Genomic DNA, 26045 nt, shown 5'->3' on the forward strand with positions numbered 1-26045 from the left:
GCTCTCCTCTCAGACCCAAGCAATTGGGTCAGGAAAAAATATCATCCACCTGTTGATACCCATCTGCGAATTCAAGAATCGCCGCCAGGACAACATCCGCTTCTTCTGGATTGCAGTTCATTTCTTGATAAAAAGCAAACGCTGACACATCAGCTCCGACAGATATCCACTTCTTGGTTGGATCGACAGCAACTTTACCTTTTTCATAGAATAAGATTGAGAACTCCTCCTTCTTCTTTTCAAAACCGGTGAAGTTAAAAGCCATCAGTGCCATCCCGCCAGCGCCTACAAAAGCAAACGGCCCCAAAATAAAGACAGAAAGGATACAAACGACAATGCCAACACGAGCGAGTTTTCGCACGGCACTATAAGCAGATTCTGGAATATCTTCGAGTTGGGTGTAGCGGATCCCGAGCGCGGTTAATTGATAGTGATAAACCCAAGGCGAACAAGCAAAATTCTTTAAAAAGATCCACCATCCCCAGCCTAAACCAAAACAGAGCAAAAGTTTTGGCAAAAACCAGTAACTGCCAGGTTCATAACTGGCAGCAAAGAATATCCCACCAAAGAGAACACTGATCATAATATAAAAACCTTGTCGAAATTTATCGATTGTGACTATTGCTGTCCATTCAAACAATACAGGCGCGTCTTTTAGCTGCGCTTTCATGGCCTTCACTTGTTCATCACTGATTTCAACAATTGTCCTGTGTTCTTGTGTTTCACTCATTGAGGGGCCCTTAAAATGGATGATTCATGTCCAATCCGTACATGACAACAAGATTTCTGATTACAATGAAAGAAAATCCCATATTGCATCGTCCTTTTATCTGTCAGATATCTAAATTTCATCCACCAGCTGATACCCATCAGCGAATTCAAGAATCGCAGCTAAAACAAAGTCCGATTCTTCTGGACGGCAGTTCACTTCATGGTAAAAGGCAAACGATGATACATCCGCCCTCATCTTAATCCACCTCTTTGTTGGATGAAGAGCGACTTTACCTTTTTCATAAAATAAAGCAGTAAATTCCTCTTTTTTCTTTTCAAAACCGGTGAAGTTAAAAGCCATCAGTGCCATACCGCCTGCCCCAACAAAAGCAAACGGCCCAAAAATAAATACAGAAATGATACAAACACCAATGCCAACATAGGCGAGTTTTCGCACAACACTATAAGCAGATTCTGGAATATCTTCGAGTCGTGTATAACGGATCCCAAGCGTGGTTAATTGATAGTGATAAATTACTGGTGCACATACCAAATAATGTAAAAATGCCCAACACATCCATCCCACTCCAAAACAAATCAAAAATTTAAAAATATTCGAAAGACTTCCAGGATCATAACTTGCAATAAAAAACACTCCTCCCAGAATTGAACTTAGAAAAACATTAATACCTTGATGAAATTTATCTGTCGTGACTCTCGTGGTCCATTCAAATAATACAGGCGCGTCTTTCAGCTGCGCTTTCATTGCTTTCACTTGTTCGTCACTGATTTCGACAATTGTCCTGTGTTCTTGTGTTTCACTCATTGAGGGGCCCTTAAACGTATGACTCATATGTTCGAAATTTGTATTTAGATATTTATTTTGAAAATGATTCAATGAGTGTTTTACTTTCTTTAAAGTATCTATTTTCAGCAGCAGATTGATCGTTCATTTTTAGTTCGATATCAACACTACGAGATTTATATCAGAATTATAAACTGTTGGGGGTTATTCCAGGTTAGATGTCCTTTGATTGATATATTTAAATGGGAGGATAATCACTTTCGTTGATGGAACATGATTTTATTTTTGAAGTCAGTTCCAAGAGGCACATTAAACGGATAACACAAAACAAGCTCTAATCAATTTATCAAATGAGATCTCATTTAAAAACCCAGAGCCACACTGAATGCAAAGCTTGATTTAGGAGCGAGCTTCAATACATCAAAATAGGGAGAAGAGAGTGGGATACGCACAAGGGATTCAATACTGACAGCACCGGATCGGTATGGATCCGACCCGGTCTGATTTAACTAGCTTACAAATAATCACACAAATAAGCGGTGGTTTCTTCAATGCGAACATCGAAAGCGGCATCACCTGGTACTTCAAAGTCGTCACCGGCGTTGTAGGTTTCCCACTCAACATGGCCCGGCAGCTTCACGGTAATCGTCCCTTTCACAATCGTCATGCGCTCAGGCGCCGCGGTTGAGAAAGTGTAATTGCCAGGCAGCATCACGCCAACACTGCTGCGCGCACCCTGCGCTTCAAAGCCAATTGACTTTACATTTCCATCAAAATATTCGTTCGTATTCAGCATGATATTCCTTATCCTGAAAAAGCTGGATGCCTCACGCTACCACAGTTCATGAGGGGCGCATACCTCTTTCTTTATGTCCGGAAAACGGCGGCTCAGTGGGGTTCATCCGCCAGGGCTTCGAGGATCGAACAATGGCTGGCATCATCGTCTGCTTCCCCGCAACAGGCATCATTAATCTTCTTCAGAGCGCGTCGAATCCGCTGCAGCTCTGCCAGTTTGGCATCAATGTCTTCGAGCTTAGCCTGGGTAATCGCTTTCACCTCAGCACAGCTGTGCTGATCGGCTTCCAGACGGATGGTCAGCAGTTCTCGAATTTCCTCAAGACTGAGCCCGACCGCCTTTGCACGCAAAATAAAACGGACACGAGATAAGTCTTCCTCATGATACAGACGGTATCCGCCTTCACTGCGCTCCCTGGGCACCAGCAAGCCGTTTTTTTCATAAAACCGCAGGGTGTCACTGCTGACGTCGCACAATTTAGCCAGCTGTCCAATCAAATACCTAGCCATTGGGTTTCAAAGCTCCTCTCCTCCTACCATTGCAGACACACCGTTCCAGACAAAAAACGCCCAAGGCAAACGTTTGCGCAACGCAGGGAATCATGTAAAATACGCGCCATCACTCAATCCCGTCCACTCTGCCGGATGAGGCTATTTGCCAAAGGCAACCGTACGTTTCTGGTCAGCTTTTGGCAAATAATTCACCGCAATCAAAGAGATGGTAGCAATGGAAAACGCTCGTCCTATTCGCCGTGCTCTGATCAGCGTATCAGACAAAACGGGAATTGTTGAATTCGCACAAGCTCTTGCCAACCGTGGCGTCGATATTCTGTCCACCGGTGGGACTGCCCGCCTCCTGGCTGACCAGGGCATTCAGGTTACTGAAGTTTCCGACTACACCGGCTTCCCTGAAATGATGGATGGCCGCGTGAAGACCCTGCACCCGAAAGTACACGGTGGCGTGCTGGGGCGTCGTGGTCAGGATGATGCAATCATGGCTGAGCATGGCATTGCACCGATTGATATGGTGGTGGTGAACCTGTATCCGTTCGCAGCAACCGTCGCCAAACCAGGCTGTACGCTGGAAGATGCGATCGAGAACATCGATATCGGCGGCCCGACGATGGTACGCAGCGCAGCGAAAAACCACAAAGACGTCACCATTGTGGTCAATGCACACGACTACGACCGCGTGCTGGCGGAGATGGCCGACAACGACGGCTCTCTGACCCATGCCACCCGTTTTGATCTGGCCATTGCCGCATTTGAACACACCGCTGCTTACGATGGCATGATCGCCAACTACTTTGGCACCATGCTCCCTTCATATGGGGACCCTGCTGTTCATCAACAAGCGCAAGAAGGCGACGAGGCATCGAAATTCCCGCGCACCTTCAACCAGCAGTTCATCAAAAAACAAGACATGCGTTATGGCGAAAACAGCCATCAGGATGCTGCGTTCTATGTGGAAGCCCAGCCTGAGGAAGCCTCTGTGGCAACCGCACGCCAGCTGCAAGGCAAAGCGCTGTCTTACAATAATATCGCGGATACCGATGCCGCACTGGAATGCGTGAAAGAATTCGACCAGCCGGCCTGTGTCATCGTCAAACACGCTAACCCTTGTGGTGTTGCACTGGGTGCAACCCTGCTGGAAGCTTATGACCGCGCCTACAAGACCGACCCGACGTCAGCCTTCGGTGGTATTATTGCATTCAACGGCGAACTGGATGCCGAAACGGCAAAAGCCATTATCGACCGCCAGTTCGTGGAAGTGATTATTGCCCCGAGCGTCAGTGCTGAAGCGGCCGAAGTGGTCTCTGCCAAACAGAACGTCCGTCTGCTGGCATGTGGTCAGTGGCACAGCAAAACGACTGGGTTCGACGTCAAACGCGTAAACGGCGGTCTGCTTGTTCAGGACCGTGATCAGGGGATGGTGACTCAGAGCGATCTGAAAGTCGTTTCCAAACGCCAGCCGACCGAAGAAGAACTGCGTGATGCGCTGTTCTGCTGGAAAGTTGCCAAATACGTCAAGTCCAACGCGATTGTGTACGCCAAAGGCAATATGACCATTGGTGTGGGCGCGGGCCAGATGAGCCGCGTTTATTCTGCGAAAATCGCGGGCATCAAAGCCGCAGATGAAAATCTGGAAGTGGCTGGCAGTGTGATGGCGTCTGATGCCTTCTTCCCGTTCCGCGATGGCATTGATGCCGCCGCTGAAGCTGGGATCACCTGCGTGATTCAGCCGGGCGGTTCGATGCGCGACGAAGAAGTCATTGCGGCTGCCGATGAACACGGCATGGCGATGGTCTTCACGGGCATGCGTCATTTCCGTCACTAACATTTCCCGAAGGCGTCCATTCGGCGCCTTCCTGCGTATTTCAGCCTCTGATCTAATCAGGGGCTTTCCTCCATCTCACGAGGTAAAGGACTGAGCATGAAAATTCTTGTGATTGGTAACGGCGGCCGCGAGCACGCGCTGGGTTGGAAAGCGGCACAGTCTGCACAGGTCGAAAAAGTCTTCGTTGCACCGGGCAACGCAGGTACCGCACTGGAGCCAAAACTGGAAAATGTTGCGATTGGTGTTGAAGATGTCCCGGCACTGGTGGCATTTGCCAAAGAAAATGAAATCGCGCTGACCATCGTCGGTCCGGAAGCGCCGCTGGTGATCGGTGTCGTCGATGCCTTCCGCGAGGCCGGTTTACCGATTTTCGGTCCGACACAGGCGGCAGCGCAGCTGGAAGGCTCCAAAGCCTTCACCAAAGACTTTCTGGCCCGTCATCAGATCCCGACCGCGGAATATCAGAACTTCACCGAAATTGAACCCGCGCTGGCCTACCTGCAAGAAAAAGGCGCCCCGATTGTCGTGAAAGCCGACGGTCTGGCTGCCGGGAAAGGCGTGATTGTCGCCATGACCCTGGAAGAAGCGGAAGCCGCAGTACGTGACATGCTGGCCGGCAATGCATTCGGCGAAGCTGGTCACCGTGTGGTCATCGAAGAATTTCTGGATGGCGAGGAAGCCAGCTTTATCGTCATGGTTGACGGCAAAAACATCCTGCCGATGGCCACCAGTCAGGACCACAAACGCGTCGGCAACGGCGACACCGGCCCGAACACCGGTGGTATGGGAGCATACTCTCCTGCACCGGTTGTCACACCTGAAATCCACCAGCGCGTGATGGATGAAGTGATCAAACCAACCGTTGAAGGCATGGCCGCGGAAGGAAACCCATATACCGGTTTTCTGTATGCAGGTCTGATGATCATGGCCGACGGTACCCCGAAAGTCATTGAGTACAATTGCCGTTTCGGCGATCCGGAAACCCAGCCAATCATGCTGCGCCTGCAATCCGATCTGGTTGAGCTGTGCCTGGCTGCGGTGGACGGTAAACTGAATACCGTTGATTCCCAGTGGGACCCGCGTGCCGCCATTGGCGTCGTGCTGGCCGCCGGCGGTTACCCGTCTGCCTACAACAAAGGGGACGTGATTTCCGGCCTGCCTGAGCAGGATGGCGATGCCGAGAAAATCTTCCATGCCGGCACGGCCAGCAAAGACGGCCAGGTTGTAACAAACGGCGGTCGTGTGCTGTGTGCCACAGCGATGGGGACAACCGTCTCTGAAGCCCAGCAACGCGCTTATGCCCTGGCGAAACAAGTCAGCTGGGATGGTGTTTTCTACCGCGATGACATTGGTTACCGTGCCATTGCCCGTGAGCAACAATCATCCAATGGCTGATGACACAGTCGGATAAAGATAAGGCGCCTGACGGCGCCTTTGTTTCATTCGGGTGTGTTCTCACGCTCAGGAAGCATCCAGTAAAACCGGCTTTGTCAGACACTGCTGGGAAGAAACACGGCTCAGCAACACCGCATCTGCGGTCAGCTTGCCACGGCCATCAGACTTCGCCACCATCGCAACATAACCGGGTTTTACCGGGATATGCTGCCAGTCCACCTTGTGCTCAGAGTGATCGCTGCAACGGATAAAACGCTGTCCGTCCCATACCCCTTGCATCAGCTCCAGACCGTCACGGGACTGTGCCTTCACCACAGCAATCGCCTGTTCAGCCTGCTGGCTGAGCTGATGAAGCTGCGTATCCGACAGCGGAAAAACACTCTCTCCCACCTTGTAACGCTGGAAAACCGCCTCGCCGTGCTGATCATAACGCACATGCAGCTCAAACGGCTGCAGCGCATCATCTTTCAGCGCCGTTCCTGTACGCTTCAGCTCACGCAGTTGTCCTTCCCGCCAGCGGTATTCAGTCTGGTATTCACCATACTCACCCATCCATACACGTTCAGATAAAAATTCAGGTCTGGACTGACGGATCCCGGCCCAGTACAGAGACGATGCGTCACCGGCGACCTGGCCGCCACTCAGGCGTTCTAACGAAGAAAGTGCATGGGGTGTCATGAGCGTACTGCCACAGGCAGTGAGGAGGAGAGAAATAAAAATCAGGCAGGTTCGTTTCATAAAAGAAAAACTCCGCCGAGAAGGATCGTCGACGGAGTTGAGATTATTTTACAGAATCTTTCAGCGCTTTACCGGCTACGAAAGCTGGTACGTTTGCCGCTGCGATCTGGATCTCTTTACCCGTCTGTGGGTTACGGCCAGTGCGTGCAGCGCGGTGGTTTACTTTAAATGTACCAAAGCCAATAAGTTGAACCTGGTCACCGGATTTCAGTGCTTCGGTGATGCCGCTCAGAGTAGATTCCAGCGCGTCTTTCGCTTGCGCTTTAGTCAGATCCGCTTGTTCAGCAATCAGTTCAATCAGTTGGGTCTTGTTCATTCGGTTTCCCTTCTAAGGTTTTTTCTTCAGACGCATCCACTCTAATTCAAAAGAAGCCCATGTGGCAAAGGTTTGTCTGTCTTCCTGTGGTCGGCTGCGGGCTCTTTAACCATAAACTGAGCGCAAGTTCACAAATTGTTACTATCCTGAAGAATGTGCTGGTTGCTTTTGCTCCGTACAACACCAATAAATGGGGTGATTTTTCCGATGAGAGCTGTCTAAACCGCATGATACTTCTGACCCTTTACATCGCGATTGCGATTGGTATTTCATTTATCTGTTCCGTCCTTGAAGCCGTTTTGCTGAGCATTTCCCCCAGTTATGTCGGCACTTTGCGTCAGCAGTCCCACCCGATGGCTGACAAACTGACAGAGCTGAAAGACAACATCGACCGGCCGCTGGCATCCATTCTGACCCTGAACACCATCGCCCATACCATTGGTGCTGCAACGGCGGGTGCTCAGGCTGCGGTGGTTTTCGGCAGCCAATGGCTGGGCGTCTTCTCCGCTGCACTGACAGTCGGCATTCTGCTGCTGTCTGAAATCATTCCGAAAACCATTGGAGCCACCTACTGGCGCCAGCTGGCGCCGCTGACCGCCCGGGTACTGAGTGTCATGGTCTGGCTGTTACGGCCATTTGTCTGGGTCTCCGAGCAGATCACCCGCCGCTTGTCGCAGGGCCACCAGCCCCCCAAACTGCGTGATGAACTGTCGGCTATGGCGATGCTGGCCAAAGAATCCGGTGAACTGGCCGAAGGCGAGTCAAAAATCATGCATAACCTGCTGCAGTTCTGTGATGTCAGCGTCACCAAAATCATGACGCCCCGTCCGGTACTGTTTCGGGTCGAGGACAATCTGACCATCAATGAGTTTCTAGCCACAGCCAAAGACAGCCCGTTCTCACGCCCGCTGATTTACCGGGGCAGCAAGGACAATATCCTGGGGTTTGTTCACCGGCTGGAACTGTTTGCCGAGAGCCAGAGCGGCCGGGGCAACATCCTCCTCAGCGAAATGATGCGCCCGCTGCCGGTCGTGATGAATATTGATACCGTTCCGGTTGCCTTTGAGAAGCTGATGAAGGCAAGGGCCCAACTGGCATTGGTTGTGGATGAATATGGGACGGTGATGGGGCTGGTCACGCTGGAAGACGTCTTCGAGAGTCTGGTCGGCGAGGAAATTGTCGATGAAGCCGACATCAGCACCAGCATGCAGCAGCTCGCTTTTCAGCGCTGGGAACGCTGGAAGAAAAAACACAATGTCATCGAAAACCGCGACGAGGACGATACCCCGTAAAGAAAAACGGCAGGAAATCATTCCTGCCGTTCCTTCAAATGCTGTGCATGACTCACATCAGAGCGCAATGCCAATGTTGCTGACACAAGCCTCACGCAGCTCTCTGCGCAAATCTTTAATCAGTTCAATATCCCGGCTTTCCGCATCTTTGAGCGCACGGAAAATCGCCCACTGGACATCCCACTCTTCACAGACGGCCTGATTTTCCTTCTGATTCTCGTTGGTAATCGCTTCACCTGTCTGCGCTTCTTCCAGATTTACTACCGTCTCAACCGACAGTGAACTGATGCTGAGCGCAATCTCAGGGATCTGATCACGATCCAGCAGCGCATGCAGTACGTCAGACAGAGCGACGCAGGCATCAATGGCCGGACTGACGGCATACAAATCATAGTCGTCCGCCGCCGGGACCATTTCTTCCAGCTTCTCCAGCTGGCGCTCGAAATTGATCTTGGCATTTTTTACCGTCAGAATTTCCCAGACACTGTCGAGAATTAAACGGTAAGGCTGAGGGTCGGCAAACCCGGTCTCACGGCAGAAGAACGCATAGTTCGGATACATCCGCTCACACAGCGATGCCATAAATGTAAGATATTGCCAGGATTCAAATTTTTCTAAGCGAAGCTGAATTGGATTTTTAAGCATGGGATAATCTGTCTGAAAGCGTTGGTTGAATTTTACTTGATAAGCTGCCTGTGCAAAAGGAAAAAGCCATGCATCAACTCTGTATTATCTCCCGGCGGTACGAGCTGTACCGTCAACTCATCGAAAACGCCGCACTTCCGGAACTGGCACTGACAGACAATCCGGCGGAAGCGACCCTGGTTCTGGCCGATCCGCCGCTGCTGACAGGCAGACTGGAAGAATTTTTAAACCTGCACTGGGTGCAGTCAACGTATGCCGGGATTGATGCCCTCATCCGCCCCGGATTACGGAAAGATTACACCCTGACCAATATCCGTGGTCTCTTCGGCCAGCTGATCAGTGAGTATGTCCTGGGTCTCCTCTTCAGCCACCAGCGGCATTTTGCCAGGTATCATGAGCAACAACAGCAAGGAATATGGCGGCAGCATCACTACAACTCCCTGGCTGGTAAAACCATGGTGATCCTGGGTACCGGCACCATCGGCCAGCACCTGGCCCAATCAGCCCGGGCACTCGGTATGACGATTTATGGTGTGAACCGCTCCGGTGAGACCCCGAATAACAGCTTTGCCCGGGTCTTCCCGATCGAACAGCTGACCGGGGTATTACCGCAGGCTGATATCGTGGTTTCCATTCTGCCCGCCACAGAACTGAGCAATGATGTACTCAACGCAGAGAGTCTGAGCCACTGCCGGGATGTATTGCTGTTCAATGTCGGCCGCGGCAATGCCGTCTGCGAACCGGGCCTGATTCAGGCGCTGGAAAGTGGTGCCGTGGCACACGCTTTTCTGGATGTCTTTAAGCAGGAGCCACTGCCTGCGACGCATCCGTTCTGGCAGCATCCGCGTATTACGGTTACACCACATATTGCTGCCGAGAGCTTCCCGGAACAGGTGATGGAGATATTCAAAACCAACTACCTGCGCTATGTTGAAGGAAAGCCACTGCAATTTCAGATTGATTTTGAGCGGGGTTATTAAACCTGCCGATGAAAACAAATCCAGCCCCGAACGCCTTGCCCGCGTTATTACATCAGATCCGTCAGTGTACGCTGTGTCAGGCCCACTTGCCGCTCGGACCGCGTCCGGTCATTCAGGCCAGCAGTGAAGCACGGCTGATGATTGTCGGTCAGGCGCCGGGCACTCGGGTGCATGACACAGGAATTCCCTGGAATGATCCAAGCGGTGACCGGCTACGCCGCTGGCTCGAACTCGACAGGGAGACCTTCTATGATCCCAGCCGCATCGCCATCATGCCCATGGGACTGTGCTATCCGGGAAAAGGCAAAAGCGGCGATCTGCCGCCCAGACCTGAATGCGCCCCTCAGTGGCACGGCCAGGTCTGGCCCTTACTGCCCAATATCGGAATGACGCTGCTGGTCGGGCAGTACGCGCAGAACTATTATCTGCCCGACAAACCCAAAACCCTGACCGAGACGGTCCGGGCCTGGCGGCAATGGGCACCGACTTACCTGCCGCTGCCTCATCCTTCGCCCCGCAATACGCTGTGGCTGAAGAAAAATCCCTGGTTTGAAGCCGAAGTTGTGCCTTACATCCGGGACTATGTCCACCAGCATCTGGGCTTATAACGCATACAAAAAAGCGAGCCATCGGGCTCGCTTTTCACTGCTGATAACGCGGTCTGCTTACTTATGGTAAGGCGCTGACAGCTCATGCACCGCCTCAACAAAGACCCCGGCATTTTCCGGCGGTACGTCGAGGTGAATCCCGTGGCCCAGATTGAAGACATGACCGGTGCCTTCACCAAACCCAGACAGAATACCTGCCACTTCCTCGCGAATCCGCTCAGGAGATGCATACAGCATCGAAGGATCCATATTGCCCTGCAGGGCAACTTTATCGCCCACCCGGCGCTTGGCATCCGCAATATCAATCGTCCAGTCCAGACCGACAGCATCACAGCCCGTTGCTGCAATCGCTTCCAGCCACATGCCGCCGTTCTTCGTGAACAGAGTCACGGGTACACGGCGTCCTTCGTTTTCACGGATCAGACCATCCACAATCTTATGCATGTACTGCAGCGAGAAGAGTTTGTAGTCACGTGGCGTCAGTACACCACCCCAGGTATCAAACACCATCACCGACTGAGCACCCGCTTTGATCTGCGCATTCAGATACGAGATCACGCTGTCTGCCAGCTTGTCCAGCAAAGCATGCAATACTGCAGGCTCGGCATACATCATCTTTTTGATCTTGGTGAATGCCTTGGTGCTGCCACCTTCCACCATATACGTGGCCAGTGTCCACGGGCTGCCGGAGAAACCAATCAGCGGTACTTCACCTTGCAGGTCTTTGCGGATCTGACGGACAGCATTCATCACATATTGCAGTTCGCCTTCCGGATCCGGGATTCCGATTTTGTCGACATCCGCTTTACAGCTGATCGGACGCTGAAATTTCGGCCCTTCACCCGCTTCAAAGTAAAGTCCCAGGCCCATGGCATCCGGTATGGTCAGGATGTCAGAAAACAGAATGGCCGCATCCAGAGGAAAACGACGCAATGGCTGCAGCGTGACTTCACTGGCCAGTTCCGCATTTTTGCACAGCGACATAAAGTCACCGGCCTGGCTCCGGGTCGCCCGGTATTCAGGCAGATAACGGCCCGCCTGACGCATCATCCAAACAGGCGTACAGTCAACCGGTTGCTTGAGCAAAGCACGCAGATAACGATCGTTTTTCAATTCTGTCATTGTCAACATCCTGGCAAATAAGTGGCGGTATTGTAACACTCTGCCCCGGTAACAGCAGCCATGTATGACCGCCAAATCGTAATTAATGCTGACCGGAGCACATCCTGGATCACCTGACCCGATGTGGGAAATTTATTTCATTTCTGATCATCTAATGTTGCAGATTTTTTAATCAGTTCTTTATCAATTCTCTGTTAATGTCAAAAGACGCCAATATCGGCGATGCAAAGAATTGGAGGATCTATGAACCTGCAAGTTGTGATCGAATTTACTGAGTCTGGTGTGTATAAAGACCGATGCTGGGAGAGCGCTTTTAAAGCAAGCAAAGGCCAGCTGTACAGCGTGTCACCACAATATGCCGTCCAGCTGATCAAGCACTCAAAAGCCATTTTCCGGGCGATTCCGGAAACTCACCCGGAATAAATGAAGATACTCCAATTCCCGGTCAATCCGGGACATCTCCGCTGACTGATTAATCAGCCTCCCGAACTGCGGCTTCCTGCCGGATGGCATCGCAAGTCGCCTGGATCAGACGAAAAGCAATTGTGCCCGGTGGCGCGACAGGCGGCAGCTGATCGTGCCTGAACCACCGGGCGTCCACCAGCTCTTCATAATCCGGGCGGATATCACCACTCTGATAATCCGCCATAAAGCCCATCATCAGATTGGACGGAAACGCCCAGGGCTGGCTGTCGAAATACCGGATATTGGTCAACTGAATGCCTGTTTCTTCCGCCACTTCGCGCGCAACACAGGTTTCCAGCGTTTCACCAGCCTCGACAAAACCCGCGATCACCGTATACATCCCACTCTTATGACGGGGATGCTGTGCCAACAAAATCTGATCGCCCTTTCGCACGGCCACAATAATACACGGAGACACTCTGGGGTAATGAAACTGCAGGCAAGACTGGCACTGCATCGCCAGGGTTTGCTTCGCAAGCTCTGTTTTACTACCGCATTCCGGGCAGTATCTCTGACTCTCGCACATGTGAGCCAATTGCATCGCTTTTCCGGCCAGCATAAAGAGATCCGGCTCTTCCCCCAACAATTCCCTCAGAGAATAAAAATATTTCTCTGGCAGCGTCCCGGGATCTTCCAGCCAGTTCACCGCGCATCCCTGATGCTCTCCGATCGTCCGCGATCGTGCTTGATCCAGGTCGAAAGGTGGGTTTGCCGTAAGTGGTAACTTACCATCCACCAGATATATCCGGCGATCTCGGGTCACACACCAATAGGCGGGATCTTGCTTTTTTGACATTGGCTATTCCTCTCTCCTTGCAGGGGTTTTGTTTTGCTGGCAATCTAAACGTAACAACGGAATTTGGCTCTGCCATACATGGTACTCTTAGAGCGTCTAAGAGTTTGACAGGAATTGTTTTCTGCTCATGCAACATGCTGGGCGATCATGAGGACATGGTCATGCTAAGTAAATTCGAACAAGTGCAAAAACAATGGGGTGGCAGTAATGATGTCATCGATCACTGGCTCATGTCGAGGCAGCAGTTGCTGATCGACTACTGCAAGCTGGCGGGTCTGCCTCCATTCGAACCCAAGGCCCGGCAACTGCCCACGTCTGCCCAACTTCAGCTCTTCTGCCAACAACTGGTCGATTATATCTCTGAAGGCCACTTTAAGATCTACGATAAAGTGATGGCTAGATGGCAGGCCACCGGCTACTCCCCCACCACCGAAATCTCTCAGCTCTATCATCAAATCACCAACACAACCGACCCTTTACTGAACTTTGCCGACCGCTATTGCGAGATCACAGATGACAGTGAAGATTGGGATGATTTCGATCAGCAGCTGTCTACGGTTGGGGAAAAAATTGAGTTACGCTTTGAACTGGAAGATGACTTGATTGAACTGATCAGCGAAAGCCTGTCGGTTCCGCCCGGCGCATAATCACAGCGGTTTGACGCTGTGAGTCCCGACCACTGCTGCAGTCAGCCGCTCTGACTGCCAGCCTTGCTTTTGTCTGCCTGAAACTCCCTCACATCGCACAATTTTCTCAGACCATATCTTTCATGACCTCACGATGAAAAACAGCAGATAAACAAAAGGCACCCCGGAGGGTGCCTTTTTTAATCTCGGTTTGTCAGAAAGACGCGCCGGACTTAGTCTTCATCATTCAGGCCAGCATTCAGCAGTGCCGCCAGGTCCTGAGATGCCTGCTCGGCATCAACCTGAGGCTCAACCGGAGCCAGATCAGCATCACGACGACGCTGACGTTCAAGGTGATAAGAGAAACCAGTACCAGCTGGGATCAGACGACCCACGATAACGTTCTCTTTCAGACCACGCAGTTCATCACGCTTACCAGCAACAGCCGCTTCAGTCAGTACGCGAGTCGTTTCCTGGAACGACGCAGCAGAGATGAAGGACTCAGTGGCCAGAGACGCTTTGGTGATACCCAGCAGATCACGCTCGAACAGTGCAGGCTGTTTGCCATCGGCAATCAGCTGACGGTTCGCGATGTTCACGCGGGAGAATTCCACCTGCTCGCCTTCCAGGAACTCAGAGTCACCCGGAACTGTGATGGTAACCTTACGCAGCATCTGACGAACGATAGTCTCAATGTGCTTATCGTTAATCTTAACGCCTTGCAGACGGTAAACTTCCTGAACTTCGTTCACGATGTATTCCGCTACCGCGTTCACACCACGCAGACGCAGAATATCGTGCGGCGCTTCTGGACCATCGGCAATGACATCACCTTTCTCAACTTTCTCGCCTTCGAAGACGTTCAGCTGACGCCATTTAGGAATCATTTCCTCGTATGGCTGACCCTCAGATGGAGTAATGATCAGACGACGCTTACCTTTGGTCTCTTTACCGAAGGAGACTGCACCTGTGATTTCCGCCAGGATTGCAGGTTCTTTCGGCTTACGCGCTTCGAACAGGTCAGCAACGCGTGGCAGACCACCGGTGATATCTTTCGTACCGCCAGATTCCTGAGGAATACGAGACAGGGTGTCACCGATACCTACAGCAGCACCATCTTCCAGCTGGACAATCGCTTTACCAGGCAGGAAGTACTGAGCCGGCATCTCGGTACCTGGGATCATGACATCGTTGCCTTTGTCATCAACCAGTTTCACCATCGGACGCATGTCTTTACCGGTACCGGTACGCTCTGCACCATCCAGGATCACGATAGAAGACAGACCAGTCAGTTCATCGGTCTGACGAGAGACAGTTACACCGTCAATCAGATCCACGAACTGCAGGTGACCTGCTACTTCAGTGATGATTGGCATGGTGTGCGGGTCCCAGTTCGCCACAACTTCACCAGCGTTAACCGCATCGTTGTCGCCTTTGCTCAGCATCGAACCGTAAGGCAGCTTGTAGCTTTCCTTGGTACGACCGAACTCGTCCACAACTGTCATTTCAGCAGCACGTGAAGTGATCACCAACTTGCCGTCGTTATTGGTTACGAACTTGGCGTTGTGCAGCTTCAGAGAACCTTTGTTCTTCACCTGAATGCTGTTTTCTGCCGCAGCACGCGACGCCGCACCACCGATGTGGAACGTACGCATCGTCAGCTGTGTACCCGGTTCACCGATTGACTGTGCAGCAACAACACCAACCGCTTCACCCTGGTTCACCAGATGACCACGAGCCAGGTCACGACCGTAACAGTTACGGCAAGCACCAAAGTCGTTTTCACAGGTCACAACAGAACGTACTTTCACCTGGTCGACAGAGTTTTCTTCCAGGATGTCACACCATTTCTCATCGAGCATGGTGTTACGCTGAACCAGAACTTCTTCCGTACCTGGTTTCAGGACGTCTTCAGCTACCACACGACCCAGTACGCGATCACGCAGTGGTTCTTTCACGTCACCACCTTCGATCAGTGGCATCATGGTCATACCTGCGTGTGTACCACAGTCGTCTGCAGTGATCACAACGTCCTGTGCCACGTCTACCAGACGACGAGTCAGGTAACCGGAGTTCGCTGTTTTCAGAGCCGTATCCGCCAGACCTTTACGCGCACCGTGGGTTGAGATGAAGTACTGGAGTACGTTCAGACCTTCACGGAAGTTCGCGGTGATTGGCGTTTCGATGATCGAGCCATCTGGCTTCGCCATCAGACCACGCATACCTGCCAGCTGACGGATCTGAGCGGCAGAACCACGCGCACCTGAATCGGCCATCATGTATACGCTGTTGAACGATTTCTGTTGCTCTTCTTCACCGTCACGGTTAATCACGGTGTCGAATGACAGGTTATCCATCATCGCTTTTGCAACCTGCTCGTTCGCGGTTGCCCAGATATCGATCACTTTGTTGTATCGTTCGCCGGCTGTTACCAGACCTGACTGGAACTGTTCCTGAATCTCAGCAACTTCAGCTTCCGCTTCGGCGATCTTGGTGTACTTCGCTTCTGGTACAACCATATCGTCGATACCAACAGATACACCAGACAGGGCCGCATAGGCGAAACCTGTGTACATGATCTGGTCAGCAAAGATAACGGTCTGCTTCATACCCAGTTCACGGTAACAGGTGTTCAGCAGGTTCGAAATTTGCTTCTTACCCAGCGCTTCGCTGTTTACCAGGCTGTACGGCAGGCCTTTCGGCACGATTTGCCACAGCATGGCACGACCAACAGTGGTGTCCACCAGCTGGGTGTTTTTCACCAGCTCACCTTGCTCGTTTTTCACGTGCTCAGTGATACGGACTTTCACGCGGGCATGCAGCTCGGCGTTGCCGGTACGGTAAGCCTTCTCTGCTTCAGCAGAGCCAGCCAGGTACATGCCTTCGCCTTTCGCGTTGATCTTGTCACGGGTCATGTAGTACAGACCCAGTACAACGTCCTGAGACGGTACGATGATTGGATCACCGGATGCTGGCGACAGAATGTTGTTCGTCGACATCATCAGCGCACGCGCTTCCAGCTGGGCTTCCAGCGTCAGCGGTACGTGAACAGCCATCTGGTCACCATCGAAGTCGGCGTTATAGGCCGCACAGACCAGCGGGTGCAGCTGGATCGCTTTACCTTCGATCAGTACTGGTTCAAATGCCTGAATACCCAGACGGTGCAGTGTCGGTGCACGGTTCAGCATCACCGGGTGTTCGCGGATCACTTCGTCCAGGATATCCCAAACGACAGCTTCTTCACGCTCAACCATCTTCTTGGCAGCTTTGATGGTGGTCGCCAGACCACGAGTTTCCAGCTTGCCGTAGATGAACGGTTTGAACAGCTCCAGCGCCATTTTCTTCGGCAGACCACACTGGTGCAGACGCAGGTATGGACCTACGGTAATTACCGAACGGCCTGAGTAGTCAACACGCTTACCCAGCAGGTTCTGACGGAAACGACCCTGCTTACCTTTGATCATGTCAGCCAGAGATTTCAGCGGACGCTTGTTCGAGCCAGTGATGGCACGACCACGACGACCGTTGTCCAGCAGCGCATCCACAGACTCCTGCAGCATACGTTTTTCGTTACGTACGATGATGTCTGGGGCAGCCAGATCCAGCAGACGCTTCAGACGGTTGTTTCGGTTGATCACACGACGGTAAAGGTCGTTCAGATCAGAAGTCGCGAAACGACCACCGTCCAGCGGTACCAGCGGACGCAGATCCGGTGGCAATACTGGCAGTACAGACAGGATCATCCACTCTGGGTTGTTACCGGATTGTACGAATGCCTCAACCAGCTTCAGACGCTTGGTCAGCTTCTTGCGCTTGGTTTCAGAGTTGGTTTCTTCCAGCTCTTCGCGCATCAGTTCGATTTCAGCATTCAGATCCATGTTGGCCAGCAGTGCTTTCACTGCTTCCGCGCCCATGCGCGCGTCGAACTCATCGCCCCACTCTTCCAGCGCGTCCAGGTACTGTTCTTCTGACAGCAGCTGGCTACGCTCAAGATTGGTCATGCCTGGTTCGATAACCACATAAGATTCAAAGTAAAGCACACGCTCGATATCACGCAGCGGCATGTCCATCAACAGACCGATACGGGATGGCAGTGATTTCAGGAACCAGATGTGGGCAACAGGTGAAGCCAGCTCAATGTGACCCATACGCTCACGACGTACTTTGGTCTGAGTAACTTCTACACCACATTTTTCACAGATCACGCCACGGTGCTTCAGGCGCTTATATTTACCACAAAGACATTCATAGTCTTTGACCGGGCCAAAGATACGTGCACAGAACAGACCGTCACGCTCAGGCTTAAAGGTACGGTAGTTAATGGTTTCTGGCTTTTTCACTTCACCGAAAGACCATGAACGAATCATGTCAGGTGAAGCAAGACCGATTTTGATCGCATCAAATTCTTCGGTCTTGTGCTGTGCTTTCAGAAACTTAAGTAAGTCTTTCACATTCGGCTCCTGTGAGGAGTTGACCCATAAAGGCGCCGGGGCGGCGGCGCCTTCATATTGATACCGGATTCAAGAGTCCCTGACGAAGTCAGGATTACTCGTCTTCCAGCTCGATGTTGATACCCAACGAGCGGATCTCTTTCAACAGTACGTTGAAGGACTCCGGCATACCTGGTTCCATACGGTGATCGCCATCGACGATGTTCTTATACATCTTCGTACGGCCATTCACGTCATCCGATTTGACAGTCAGCATTTCCTGCAGCGTATAAGCGGCACCATAAGCTTCCAGTGCCCACACTTCCATCTCACCGAAGCGCTGACCACCGAACTGAGCTTTACCACCCAGTGGCTGCTGAGTAACCAGACTGTACGAACCAGTAGAACGCGCGTGCATCTTGTCGTCTACCAGGTGGTTCAGTTTCAGCATATACATGTAACCTACGGTTACAGGACGCTCAAACTGCTCACCGGTACGGCCGTCAAACAAAGTCAGCTGGCCGGATTCTGGGAGGTCACCCAGTTTCAGCAGCTCTTTGATTGAAGACTCTGGCGCACCGTCAAAGACAGGTGTCGCGATTGGCAGACCACCACGCAGGTTCTCAATCAGGGTACGAACTTCTTCATCAGTCATGGACGCAATGTCCACATTCTGACGGGTATCGCCCAGATCATAAACCTTCTGCAGGAACTCGCGGAACTTGTGCAGTTCCTGCTGTTCTTTCAGCATCTGGTTGATCTTGTCACCGATACCTTTCGCTGCCAGACCCAGGTGAGTTTCCAGAATCTGACCGATGTTCATACGCGAAGGTACACCCAGCGGGTTCAGTACGATATCGACAGTTTGGCCTTTCTCATCGTAAGGCATGTCTTCAACCGGACAGATCTTCGAGATAACACCCTTGTTACCGTGACGACCGGCCATCTTATCACCAGGCTGGATGCGACGCTTCACGGCCAGGTAGACCTTGACGATCTTCAGGACGCCAGGTGCCAGATCATCACCTTGAGTGATCTTACGGCGCTTGGTTTCGAACTTCTTATCGAATTCAGCTTTCAGCTCGTCGTACTGCTCTGCCAGCTGCTCCAGCTGGTTTTGCAGAGACTCGTCATCCAATGTCTGAGAGAACAGCTTCTCACGGTCCATTGAAGACACGCGCGCGTCATCATAACCGGCAGACAGCAGCAAAGTACGGACACGAGCCAGCAAACCACCTTCCAGGATCTGGAATTCTTCGGTGATGTCTTTCTTCGCTTCTTTCAGCTGCATCTCTTCAATTTCGAGTGCACGCTTGTCCTTCTCTACGCCATCACGTGTGAAGACCTGAACGTCAATGATGGTACCAGACACAGAGTTCGGTACACGCAGTGACGAATCTTTCACGTCAGAGGCTTTTTCACCGAAGATTGCACGCAGCAGTTTCTCTTCCGGCGTCAGCTGAGTTTCACCTTTCGGTGTTACCTTACCAACCAGAATGTCGCCACCCTTCACTTCCGCACCGATATACACGATACCGGACTCGTCCAGTTTGGACAGGGCCGCTTCACCCACGTTCGGGATGTCTGCTGTGATTTCTTCAGCACCCAGCTTGGTATCACGCGCCACACAGGACAGTTCCTGAATGTGGATAGTCGTCAGGCGATCTTCCTGAACAACGCGCTCAGACACCAGGATGGAGTCCTCGAAGTTGTAACCGTTCCAAGGCATGAACGCGATACGCATGTTCTGGCCCAGAGCCAGTTCACCCAGGTCCGTTGAAGGACCGTCTGCCAGCACGTCACCACGTGCAACAGGTTCACCCGGCATCACAGTCGGACGCTGGTTGATACAAGTGTTCTGGTTAGAACGGGTGTATTTCGTCAGGTTGTAGATATCGATACCGGCTTCGCCTGGTACCAGCTCGTCTTCGTTGACCTTAATCACGATACGAGATGCATCTACGGACTGAACCATACCGCCACGTTTAGCAACCGCAGTTACACCGGAGTCAACTGCTACTGCACGCTCGATACCTGTACCAACCAGCGGCTTGTCTGCACGCAGTGTCGGTACAGCCTGACGTTGCATGTTCGCACCCATCAGGGCACGGTTCGCATCGTCGTGCTCCAGGAATGGGATCAGGGACGCCGCCACAGATACCACCTGGTTGGTTGCAACGTCCATGTACTGGACGTGGTCACGTGGGTGAAGACCTGATTCACCTTTGTGACGGGCAGTGATCAGCTCATCTGCGAAGCTACCATTCTCTTCCAGAACGGCGTTCGCCTGAGCGATAACAAACTGACCTTCTTCAATCGCTGACAGGTAATCGATCTGGTCGGTTACCTTGCCGTCAACCACTTTACGGTATGGAGTTTCCAGGAAACCGTATGGGTTACAACGGGCAAACACAGACAGCGAGTTGATCAGACCGATGTTCGGACCTTCAGGGGTCTCGATCGGACACAGACGACCATAGTGCGTTGCGTGAACGTCTCGAACCTCAAAGCCCGCACGTTCGCGAGTCAGACCGCCTGGACCCAGAGCAGAAATACGACGCTTGTGCGTAACTTCTGACAGCGGGTTGTTCTGATCCATAAACTGAGACAGCTGAGAAGAGCCGAAGAACTCTTTCACTGCCGCTGAAATTGGCTTGGCGTTGATCAGATCCTGAGGCATCACAGCATCCAGATCACCCAGACTCAGGCGTTCTTTCACTGCACGTTCAACACGGACCAGACCGACGCGGAACTGGTTTTCAGCCATTTCGCCGACACTACGGATACGACGGTTACCCAGGTGGTCGATATCATCAACTTCACCTTTACCGTTCCGGATGTCGATCAGCTTGCGCATCACTTCGATGATATCATCGTGATCCAGCGTACCCGGACCTGTCGTCTCTTCACGAATCAGAGAGCTGTTGAACTTCATCCGGCCAACCGCAGACAGATCGTAACGATCTTCTGAGAAGAACAGACTTTCGAACAGCTGCTCAGCCGCTTCGCGCGTTGGTGGCTCACCAGGGCGCATCATGCGGTAGATTTCAACCAGAGCACTCAGACGGTCAGTCGTGCTGTCGATACGCAGGGTATCAGACATGTACGGACCGTAGTCCAAGTCGTTCGTAAACAGCACCTGAATGGCTTTATGGCCAGCTTGAGACAGCTTCGCCAGCGATTCCAGGCTCAGTTCCTGGTTCGCTTCCGCGATCAGTTCACCGGTCTCTTCGTTGACGTAGTCACGCGCGGCAACTTTACCGACGATGTACTCAACAGGGACTTCGATGTGGTCGATGTTGTCTTTCTGCAGCTGACGAATGTGACGCGCAGTAATACGGCGGCCCTTCTCTACATACACAGTGCCGTTCGCTTCGATATCGAAGCTTGCGGTTTCACCACGCAGACGATCAGGTACCAATTCCATAACCAGAGACTTGCCCTGCACTTCGAAATTGATCTTCTCAAAGAACAGGTCAAGGATTTGCTCAGTGGTATAACCCAGCGCACGCAGGATGATAGACGCAGGCAACTTACGACGACGGTCGATACGAACGTAGACGTTATCCTTCGGATCAAATTCGAAATCCAACCATGAACCACGGTATGGAATGATGCGTGCGTTATACAGCACTTTACCTGAGGAATGGGTTTTACCCTTATCGCTGTCGAAGAAGACACCCGGGCTACGGTGCAGCTGGGATACGATAACCCTCTCGGTACCGTTAATAACGAATGTACCGTTATCTGTCATGAGCGGAATTTCGCCCATGTAAACTTCTTGTTCTTTGATGTCTTTGACGGTGCCAGCCGGTGCATCCTTGTCATACATCACAAGGCGCAGTTTCACACGCAGTGGTGCAGAATACGTTACACCGCGGATCTGACATTCTTTAACATCGAACACCGGCTCACCGAGACGATAGCTAACGTATTGCAGCTCGGAATTGCCGTTATAGCTCTGAATTGGGAAAACAGAACGAAAGGCAGCTTCTAGACCGTAATGCCCTTCCGGATCCTGCTCGATGAACTTATCAAAAGACTCAAGCTGGATCGACAGCAAGTAAGGTACATCCAATACTTGTGGACGCTTACCAAAATCCTTACGGATACGCTTTTTCTCGGTATAAGAGTAAACCATAGGTTCCTCAGATCGCTGATAAGTGATCCTAACTACCTCTAGTAAGAGGCAGTGACTAATAACATTGTTTGTCGCAGGACAGCACTGGATTACAGGCTGTAAATACGCATGGGAAATGGTTGCAAAACAATGTGAAAAACACCACTACCCTACAGCGCAAAAGGGCCGGTGGCTTTTTAGCCACCAGCCCATAGCCATAAAGGCTAAGAAATTAAGTAATAATTACTTGATTTCAACAGAAGCACCAGCTTCTTCCAGCTGAGCTTTCAGAGCTTCAGCTTCAGCTTTCTCAACGCCTTCTTTCAGAGGTGCTGGAGCGCCGTCAACCAGAGCTTTCGCTTCTTTCAGGCCCAGACCAGTTGCGCCACGTACTGCTTTGATTACAGCAACTTTGTTAGCGCCAGCAGCAGTCAGAATTACGTTGAATTCAGTTTGCTCTTCAGCAGCAGCTTCAGCAGCGCCACCAGCAACAACTGCTGCAGCAGCAGTAACGCCGAACTTCTCTTCCATAGCTTCGATCAGTTCAACAACTTGCATTACAGACATTTCTGCAACTGCGTCTAGGATTTGCTCGTTAGTGATAGACATAACAATTCTCTTTTAAAGTCAACAATTAGTTTAAATAGCAACCAATGAAAAGCCAAACTTATTAAGCGGCTTCTTTTTGATCGCGAATAGCTGCAATAGTGCGAACCAGCTTGCCAGCAGAAGCTTCTTTCATGCACATCATCAGACGTGCGATCGCTTCGTCGTAAGTTGGCAGTTTCGCCAGAACGTCTGCATCAGTCAGTACGCCTTCGAATGCAGCAGCTTTGATCTCGAAGTCTTTGTTCTCTTTAGCGAAGTCTTTGAACAGACGCGCTGCAGCACCTGGGTGCTCGTTAGAGAAAGCCAGCAGAGTAGGACCTACGAAAGTGTCAGTCAGACACTCGTAGTTAGTACCTACTACTGCACGACGAGCCAGAGTGTTACGAACAACACGTACGTAAACGCCCGCTTCACGCGCTTGCTTACGCAGAGTCGTCATAGCACCCACGGACACGCCGCGAGAATCAGCAACAACTGCAGACAGGGCACCGCTGGCAGCTTCGTTGACTTCAGCAACAATTGCTTTTTTGTCTTGAAGGTTTAAAGCCATTGGACTTGCTCCTGGATTGTGTTTACCCACTCACTGCAAAATTGCAGGAGAGTTTGTACGGCGCAGATCCAAGAAAGACAATACATCAATCATGTTCCTGGCACCGTCTACGTAGGTTAAAGTATTAAGTTCTGAGAACACCTACGGTCTTGGACGAAGACCCCGGCAGAAAATCTGCCCGGATCTTAGCCATAAATTCGAAACGCAGGATTATACATAATCCCAGCGATTCTGCAAATATTAAGCGTTAGCGTCCAGAGAGTTCTGGTCTAGCGCAACACCCGCACCCATAGTGGTTGAGATGCTAACTTTCTTGATGAAAGTACCTTTTGCAGAAGCAGGCTTCGCTTTTTTCAGCGCAACCAGCAGAGATTCCAGGTTTTCTTTCAGTTTGTCAGCGTCAAAATCAACCTTACCAATTGTGGTGTGGATGATACCGTTCTTGTCGTTACGGTAACGAACCTGACCTGCCTTCGCGTTCTTAACCGCTTCAGCAACGTTCGGAGTTACAGTACCAACTTTCGGGTTTGGCATCAGGCCACGAGGACCCAGGATAGTACCCAGCTGACCAACAACGCGCATTGCGTCTGGAGAAGCGATAACGACGTCAAAGTTCATTTCGCCTTTCTTCACTTGTTCAGCCAGATCTTCCATACCAACCAGATCTGCACCAGCTTCTTTCGCTGCTTCAGCGTTCGCACCTTGAGTGAAAACCGCTACGCGGATGTCACGGCCAGTACCGTGTGGCAGTACAGTAGCGCCACGAACGTTTTGGTCAGATTTACGAGCATCGATGCCCAGGTTTACTGCAACGTCAACGCTTTCTACGAATTTAGCAGTAGCCAGTTCTTTCAGCAGAGCAACAGCTTCGTTGATGTCGTACTCGCGAGTAGCGTCAACTTTCTCACGGATTACGCGCATACGCTTAGTTAGTTTTGCCATTCTCTTAACCCTCTACTACCAGACCCATCGAACGGGCAGTACCCGCGATAGAGCGCTTCAATGCTTCGATGTCGGCACCAGTCATGTCTGCAGCTTTAGTTTCTGCAATTTCCTGGATCTGAGCTTCAGTCACTTTACCCACTTTTTCAGTGTTAGGACGGCCAGAACCAGACTTGATACCAGCAGCTTTCTTCAGCAGAACAGCAGCAGGTGGAGTCTTGGTGATGAAAGTGAAAGAACGGTCACTGTAAACAGTGATTACAACTGGAGTCGGCAGACCTTTTTCCAGAGAATCAGTTTTCGCGTTGAACGCTTTACAGAATTCCATGATGTTCACACCGTGCTGACCCAGAGCCGGACCAACTGGTGGAGAAGGGTTTGCCATACCAGCTGCAACTTGCAGCTTGATGTAAGCTTCTACTTTTTTAGCCATTACTAAATTACCTTAATTTGGGTTCGAACGTCTGCTTTCTGCAAACAGACTCCCCGTCTAACGAAAGGGCGCGAAATTATAGTCCAATTCCGCGCCCCTGACAATAATGCTTGATTATTTATTGGTCAGTTTTTTTCTACCTGACCAAACTCCAGCTCAACTGGTGTCGCACGGCCGAAGATAGAAACCGACACTTTCAGGCGGCTCTTGTCGTAATCGACTTCTTCAACCACACCGTTAAAGTCAGCAAACGGACCGTCAGTCACACGAACCACTTCACCAGGCTCAAATACTGTCTTGTGAACTGGCGATTCACTCGCCTGCTGCAGACGATTCAGAATCGCAGCAGCTTCTTTATCGGAAATTGGTGCCGGTCGATCAGATGTTCCGCCAATGAACCCCATCACACGAGGAATACTACGTACCAGATGCCAGGTTTCATCGTTCATCACCATTTGCACAAGGACGTACCCTGGGAAGAACTTGCGCTCGCTTTTACGACGCTGGCCAGCACGCATTTCCACTACTTCTTCAGTCGGTACCAGGACCTCATCAAAGTAATCTTCCATGCCATGCATCTTGATATGTTCACGTAGTGACTGTGCAACACGACCTTCAAAACCAGAGAAGGCTTGCACAACATACCATCGTTTTTTAGGAGCTTCGCTCATGAACTCTTACCTCTATACACCGGTAACCAGGCGGACCAAACGGACCATGATGCCGTCGATGCCCCACAGGGCTAACGCCATAATGACAGTGACAGCTAAAACGATAAAGGTTGTCTGCGTAGCTTCCTGACGAGTTGGCCACACTACCTTGCGGACTTCCATACGCGATTCACGAGCAAAAGTGATCGCCGCTTTACCTTTCGCAGTAAGCGCCGCAATACCACCAGCTATGGCTACCAGAACCACAACTGCAGTTGCGCGCAACGCTACATTTACATCACTGTACAGGTAATTACCAACCACCGCTGCTGCCAGTAGGGCAAATACAACAACCCATTTCAGGCCATCCATATTACTAGAGCTGCTTTGGTTTTCGGCATTCGCTTTCATACAACCAACCTGTAACTTGTCTCAATATAGACGAAAATAACCTCGCAGGTGGCGAGGCTTTCTAAGGATTAAGTGAATCCCTTCCTAACGCCCGGATTCATTAACGCACTTTTTACTCGGCACACTGACCAAAAAATACGCTAGCCTGAAGCGGAACGTAGAAAAAGGGCATCAAATGATGCCCTTTTTCGTGCCTTGTCGTCAAATATTATTCAACGATCTTAGCAACAACACCAGCACCAACGGTACGGCCACCTTCACGGATTGC

At 51.3% G+C, this 26045-nt stretch carries 24 protein-coding genes; 7 read left to right on the plus strand and 17 right to left on the minus strand.

Going from position 1 to position 26045, the window contains the following annotated elements:
- Positions 1-28: 28 nt before the first annotated feature.
- The 4 genes from SPK40_RS20620 to zntR form a co-directional block, all read right to left on the minus strand.
- Positions 29-730, minus strand: coding sequence for a hypothetical protein (locus SPK40_RS20620; protein ID WP_330961743.1), 702 nt, complete (start codon positions 728-730; stop codon positions 29-31).
- A 111-nt stretch (positions 731-841) separates the two neighbouring features.
- Positions 842-1537, minus strand: coding sequence for a hypothetical protein (locus SPK40_RS20625; protein WP_330961744.1), 696 nt, complete (start codon positions 1535-1537; stop codon positions 842-844).
- 493 nt (positions 1538-2030) lie between these two features.
- Positions 2031-2312 (minus strand): pyrimidine/purine nucleoside phosphorylase, encoded by a 282-nt coding sequence (gene ppnP / locus SPK40_RS20630; RefSeq protein ID WP_330961745.1) that lies wholly within the window; start codon positions 2310-2312, stop codon positions 2031-2033.
- 92 nt (positions 2313-2404) lie between these two features.
- Positions 2405-2821, minus strand: a complete 417-nt coding sequence (gene zntR / locus SPK40_RS20635; protein ID WP_248144348.1) for a Zn(2+)-responsive transcriptional regulator — start codon at positions 2819-2821, stop codon at positions 2405-2407.
- Positions 2822-3038: 217 nt separating this feature from the next.
- Between zntR and purH the strand changes: the two genes are divergently transcribed.
- Positions 3039-4649, plus strand: a complete 1611-nt coding sequence (purH, locus tag SPK40_RS20640) for a bifunctional phosphoribosylaminoimidazolecarboxamide formyltransferase/IMP cyclohydrolase (protein ID WP_330961746.1) — start codon at positions 3039-3041, stop codon at positions 4647-4649.
- A gap of 96 nt (positions 4650-4745) precedes the next feature.
- Positions 4746-6044: a phosphoribosylamine--glycine ligase gene (gene purD / locus SPK40_RS20645; RefSeq protein ID WP_330961747.1), complete on the plus strand. Its 1299-nt coding sequence runs from the start codon at positions 4746-4748 to the stop codon at positions 6042-6044.
- A 66-nt stretch (positions 6045-6110) separates the two neighbouring features.
- Here the strand turns inward: purD and SPK40_RS20650 are convergent, their stop codons facing one another.
- Both SPK40_RS20650 and hupA read right to left on the minus strand, forming a co-directional pair.
- Positions 6111-6782: a DUF1481 domain-containing protein gene (locus SPK40_RS20650; protein WP_248144351.1), complete on the minus strand. Its 672-nt coding sequence runs from the start codon at positions 6780-6782 to the stop codon at positions 6111-6113.
- Positions 6783-6825: 43 nt separating this feature from the next.
- Positions 6826-7098 carry a nucleoid-associated protein HU-alpha gene (hupA, locus tag SPK40_RS20655; RefSeq protein ID WP_248144352.1) on the minus strand — a complete coding sequence of 91 codons (273 nt, stop codon included), beginning with the start codon at positions 7096-7098 and terminating at the stop codon, positions 6826-6828.
- A gap of 227 nt (positions 7099-7325) precedes the next feature.
- On the opposite strand from hupA, the gene SPK40_RS20660 reads away from it, so the two are divergent.
- The gene (locus tag SPK40_RS20660) at positions 7326-8390 is read left to right on the plus strand and encodes a hemolysin family protein (protein WP_330961755.1); all 1065 of its coding nucleotides are present in this window, start codon (positions 7326-7328) and stop codon (positions 8388-8390) included.
- Between the two features lie 57 nt (positions 8391-8447).
- Here the strand turns inward: SPK40_RS20660 and SPK40_RS20665 are convergent, their stop codons facing one another.
- Positions 8448-9035 (minus strand): YjaG family protein, encoded by a 588-nt coding sequence (locus tag SPK40_RS20665; RefSeq protein ID WP_248144353.1) that lies wholly within the window; start codon positions 9033-9035, stop codon positions 8448-8450.
- Positions 9036-9103: 68 nt separating this feature from the next.
- Between SPK40_RS20665 and SPK40_RS20670 the strand changes: the two genes are divergently transcribed.
- Positions 9104-10015 (plus strand): D-2-hydroxyacid dehydrogenase, encoded by a 912-nt coding sequence (locus tag SPK40_RS20670; RefSeq protein WP_330961748.1) that lies wholly within the window; start codon positions 9104-9106, stop codon positions 10013-10015.
- Between the two features lie 8 nt (positions 10016-10023).
- Positions 10024-10623, plus strand: a complete 600-nt coding sequence (locus SPK40_RS20675; RefSeq protein WP_330961749.1) for a uracil-DNA glycosylase family protein — start codon at positions 10024-10026, stop codon at positions 10621-10623.
- Between the two features lie 57 nt (positions 10624-10680).
- Here SPK40_RS20675 and hemE read toward each other — a convergent pair whose 3' ends face one another.
- Positions 10681-11745 carry a uroporphyrinogen decarboxylase gene (gene hemE, locus SPK40_RS20680; protein ID WP_330961750.1) on the minus strand — a complete coding sequence of 355 codons (1065 nt, stop codon included), beginning with the start codon at positions 11743-11745 and terminating at the stop codon, positions 10681-10683.
- A gap of 243 nt (positions 11746-11988) precedes the next feature.
- Between hemE and SPK40_RS20685 the strand changes: the two genes are divergently transcribed.
- Entirely contained in the window at positions 11989-12168 is a 180-nt protein-coding gene (locus SPK40_RS20685; protein ID WP_248144371.1) for a hypothetical protein, read from the plus strand.
- A gap of 49 nt (positions 12169-12217) precedes the next feature.
- Here SPK40_RS20685 and nudC read toward each other — a convergent pair whose 3' ends face one another.
- The gene (nudC, locus tag SPK40_RS20690; protein ID WP_330961751.1) at positions 12218-13006 is read right to left on the minus strand and encodes an NAD(+) diphosphatase; all 789 of its coding nucleotides are present in this window, start codon (positions 13004-13006) and stop codon (positions 12218-12220) included.
- Between the two features lie 161 nt (positions 13007-13167).
- On the opposite strand from nudC, the gene rsd reads away from it, so the two are divergent.
- A complete protein-coding gene (gene rsd, locus SPK40_RS20695) occupies positions 13168-13653 on the plus strand; it encodes a sigma D regulator (protein WP_330961752.1) in 486 nt (161 codons plus the stop codon).
- Between the two features lie 212 nt (positions 13654-13865).
- Here the strand turns inward: rsd and rpoC are convergent, their stop codons facing one another.
- The 8 genes from rpoC to secE all read right to left on the minus strand — a co-directional run bounded on the left by rpoC (position 13866) and on the right by secE (position 25777).
- Positions 13866-18083 carry a DNA-directed RNA polymerase subunit beta' gene (rpoC, locus tag SPK40_RS20700; protein WP_248144359.1) on the minus strand — a complete coding sequence of 1406 codons (4218 nt, stop codon included), beginning with the start codon at positions 18081-18083 and terminating at the stop codon, positions 13866-13868.
- Positions 18084-18177: 94 nt separating this feature from the next.
- Positions 18178-22203, minus strand: coding sequence for a DNA-directed RNA polymerase subunit beta (gene rpoB, locus SPK40_RS20705; RefSeq protein ID WP_248144360.1), 4026 nt, complete (start codon positions 22201-22203; stop codon positions 18178-18180).
- Positions 22204-22425: 222 nt separating this feature from the next.
- Entirely contained in the window at positions 22426-22791 is a 366-nt protein-coding gene (rplL, locus tag SPK40_RS20710; RefSeq protein WP_036751330.1) for a 50S ribosomal protein L7/L12, read from the minus strand.
- A 61-nt stretch (positions 22792-22852) separates the two neighbouring features.
- Positions 22853-23341, minus strand: coding sequence for a 50S ribosomal protein L10 (gene rplJ / locus SPK40_RS20715; protein ID WP_248144361.1), 489 nt, complete (start codon positions 23339-23341; stop codon positions 22853-22855).
- A gap of 240 nt (positions 23342-23581) precedes the next feature.
- Positions 23582-24283 carry a 50S ribosomal protein L1 gene (rplA, locus tag SPK40_RS20720; RefSeq protein WP_248144362.1) on the minus strand — a complete coding sequence of 234 codons (702 nt, stop codon included), beginning with the start codon at positions 24281-24283 and terminating at the stop codon, positions 23582-23584.
- 4 nt (positions 24284-24287) lie between these two features.
- The gene (gene rplK, locus SPK40_RS20725; protein WP_248144363.1) at positions 24288-24716 is read right to left on the minus strand and encodes a 50S ribosomal protein L11; all 429 of its coding nucleotides are present in this window, start codon (positions 24714-24716) and stop codon (positions 24288-24290) included.
- A 125-nt stretch (positions 24717-24841) separates the two neighbouring features.
- A complete protein-coding gene (nusG, locus tag SPK40_RS20730) occupies positions 24842-25387 on the minus strand; it encodes a transcription termination/antitermination protein NusG (protein ID WP_036751338.1) in 546 nt (181 codons plus the stop codon).
- A gap of 12 nt (positions 25388-25399) precedes the next feature.
- Complete coding sequence (secE, locus tag SPK40_RS20735) at positions 25400-25777, minus strand: preprotein translocase subunit SecE (RefSeq protein WP_330961753.1); 378 nt, start codon at positions 25775-25777, stop codon at positions 25400-25402.
- Positions 25778-26045 lie beyond the last annotated feature (268 nt).

It is taken from the genome of Photobacterium sp. 53610, from assembly GCF_036409375.1.
GTDB lineage: Bacteria > Pseudomonadota > Gammaproteobacteria > Enterobacterales > Vibrionaceae > Photobacterium.

Bases quoted from the DNA above. Each gene is read 5' to 3' on its own strand.
- SPK40_RS20620 (WP_330961743.1), bottom strand. From the start codon at position 730: ATGAGTGAAACACAAGAACACAGGACAATTGTTGAAATCAGTGATGAA.
- SPK40_RS20625 (WP_330961744.1), bottom strand. From the start codon at position 1,537: ATGAGTGAAACACAAGAACACAGGACAATTGTCGAAATCAGTGACGAA.
- ppnP (WP_330961745.1), bottom strand. From the start codon at position 2,312: ATGCTGAATACGAACGAATATTTTGATGGAAATGTAAAGTCAATTGGC.
- zntR (WP_248144348.1), bottom strand. From the start codon at position 2,821: ATGGCTAGGTATTTGATTGGACAGCTGGCTAAATTGTGCGACGTCAGC.
- purH (WP_330961746.1), top strand. From the start codon at position 3,039: ATGGAAAACGCTCGTCCTATTCGCCGTGCTCTGATCAGCGTATCAGAC.
- purD (WP_330961747.1), top strand. From the start codon at position 4,746: ATGAAAATTCTTGTGATTGGTAACGGCGGCCGCGAGCACGCGCTGGGT.
- SPK40_RS20650 (WP_248144351.1), bottom strand. From the start codon at position 6,782: ATGAAACGAACCTGCCTGATTTTTATTTCTCTCCTCCTCACTGCCTGT.
- hupA (WP_248144352.1), bottom strand. From the start codon at position 7,098: ATGAACAAGACCCAACTGATTGAACTGATTGCTGAACAAGCGGATCTG.
- SPK40_RS20660 (WP_330961755.1), top strand. From the start codon at position 7,326: ATGATACTTCTGACCCTTTACATCGCGATTGCGATTGGTATTTCATTT.
- SPK40_RS20665 (WP_248144353.1), bottom strand. From the start codon at position 9,035: ATGCTTAAAAATCCAATTCAGCTTCGCTTAGAAAAATTTGAATCCTGG.
- SPK40_RS20670 (WP_330961748.1), top strand. From the start codon at position 9,104: ATGCATCAACTCTGTATTATCTCCCGGCGGTACGAGCTGTACCGTCAA.
- SPK40_RS20675 (WP_330961749.1), top strand. From the start codon at position 10,024: ATGAAAACAAATCCAGCCCCGAACGCCTTGCCCGCGTTATTACATCAG.
- hemE (WP_330961750.1), bottom strand. From the start codon at position 11,745: ATGACAGAATTGAAAAACGATCGTTATCTGCGTGCTTTGCTCAAGCAA.
- SPK40_RS20685 (WP_248144371.1), top strand. From the start codon at position 11,989: ATGAACCTGCAAGTTGTGATCGAATTTACTGAGTCTGGTGTGTATAAA.
- nudC (WP_330961751.1), bottom strand. From the start codon at position 13,006: ATGTCAAAAAAGCAAGATCCCGCCTATTGGTGTGTGACCCGAGATCGC.
- rsd (WP_330961752.1), top strand. From the start codon at position 13,168: ATGCTAAGTAAATTCGAACAAGTGCAAAAACAATGGGGTGGCAGTAAT.
- rpoB (WP_248144360.1), bottom strand. From the start codon at position 22,203: ATGGTTTACTCTTATACCGAGAAAAAGCGTATCCGTAAGGATTTTGGT.
- rplL (WP_036751330.1), bottom strand. From the start codon at position 22,791: ATGTCTATCACTAACGAGCAAATCCTAGACGCAGTTGCAGAAATGTCT.
- rplJ (WP_248144361.1), bottom strand. From the start codon at position 23,341: ATGGCTTTAAACCTTCAAGACAAAAAAGCAATTGTTGCTGAAGTCAAC.
- rplA (WP_248144362.1), bottom strand. From the start codon at position 24,283: ATGGCAAAACTAACTAAGCGTATGCGCGTAATCCGTGAGAAAGTTGAC.
- rplK (WP_248144363.1), bottom strand. From the start codon at position 24,716: ATGGCTAAAAAAGTAGAAGCTTACATCAAGCTGCAAGTTGCAGCTGGT.
- nusG (WP_036751338.1), bottom strand. From the start codon at position 25,387: ATGAGCGAAGCTCCTAAAAAACGATGGTATGTTGTGCAAGCCTTCTCT.
- secE (WP_330961753.1), bottom strand. From the start codon at position 25,777: ATGAAAGCGAATGCCGAAAACCAAAGCAGCTCTAGTAATATGGATGGC.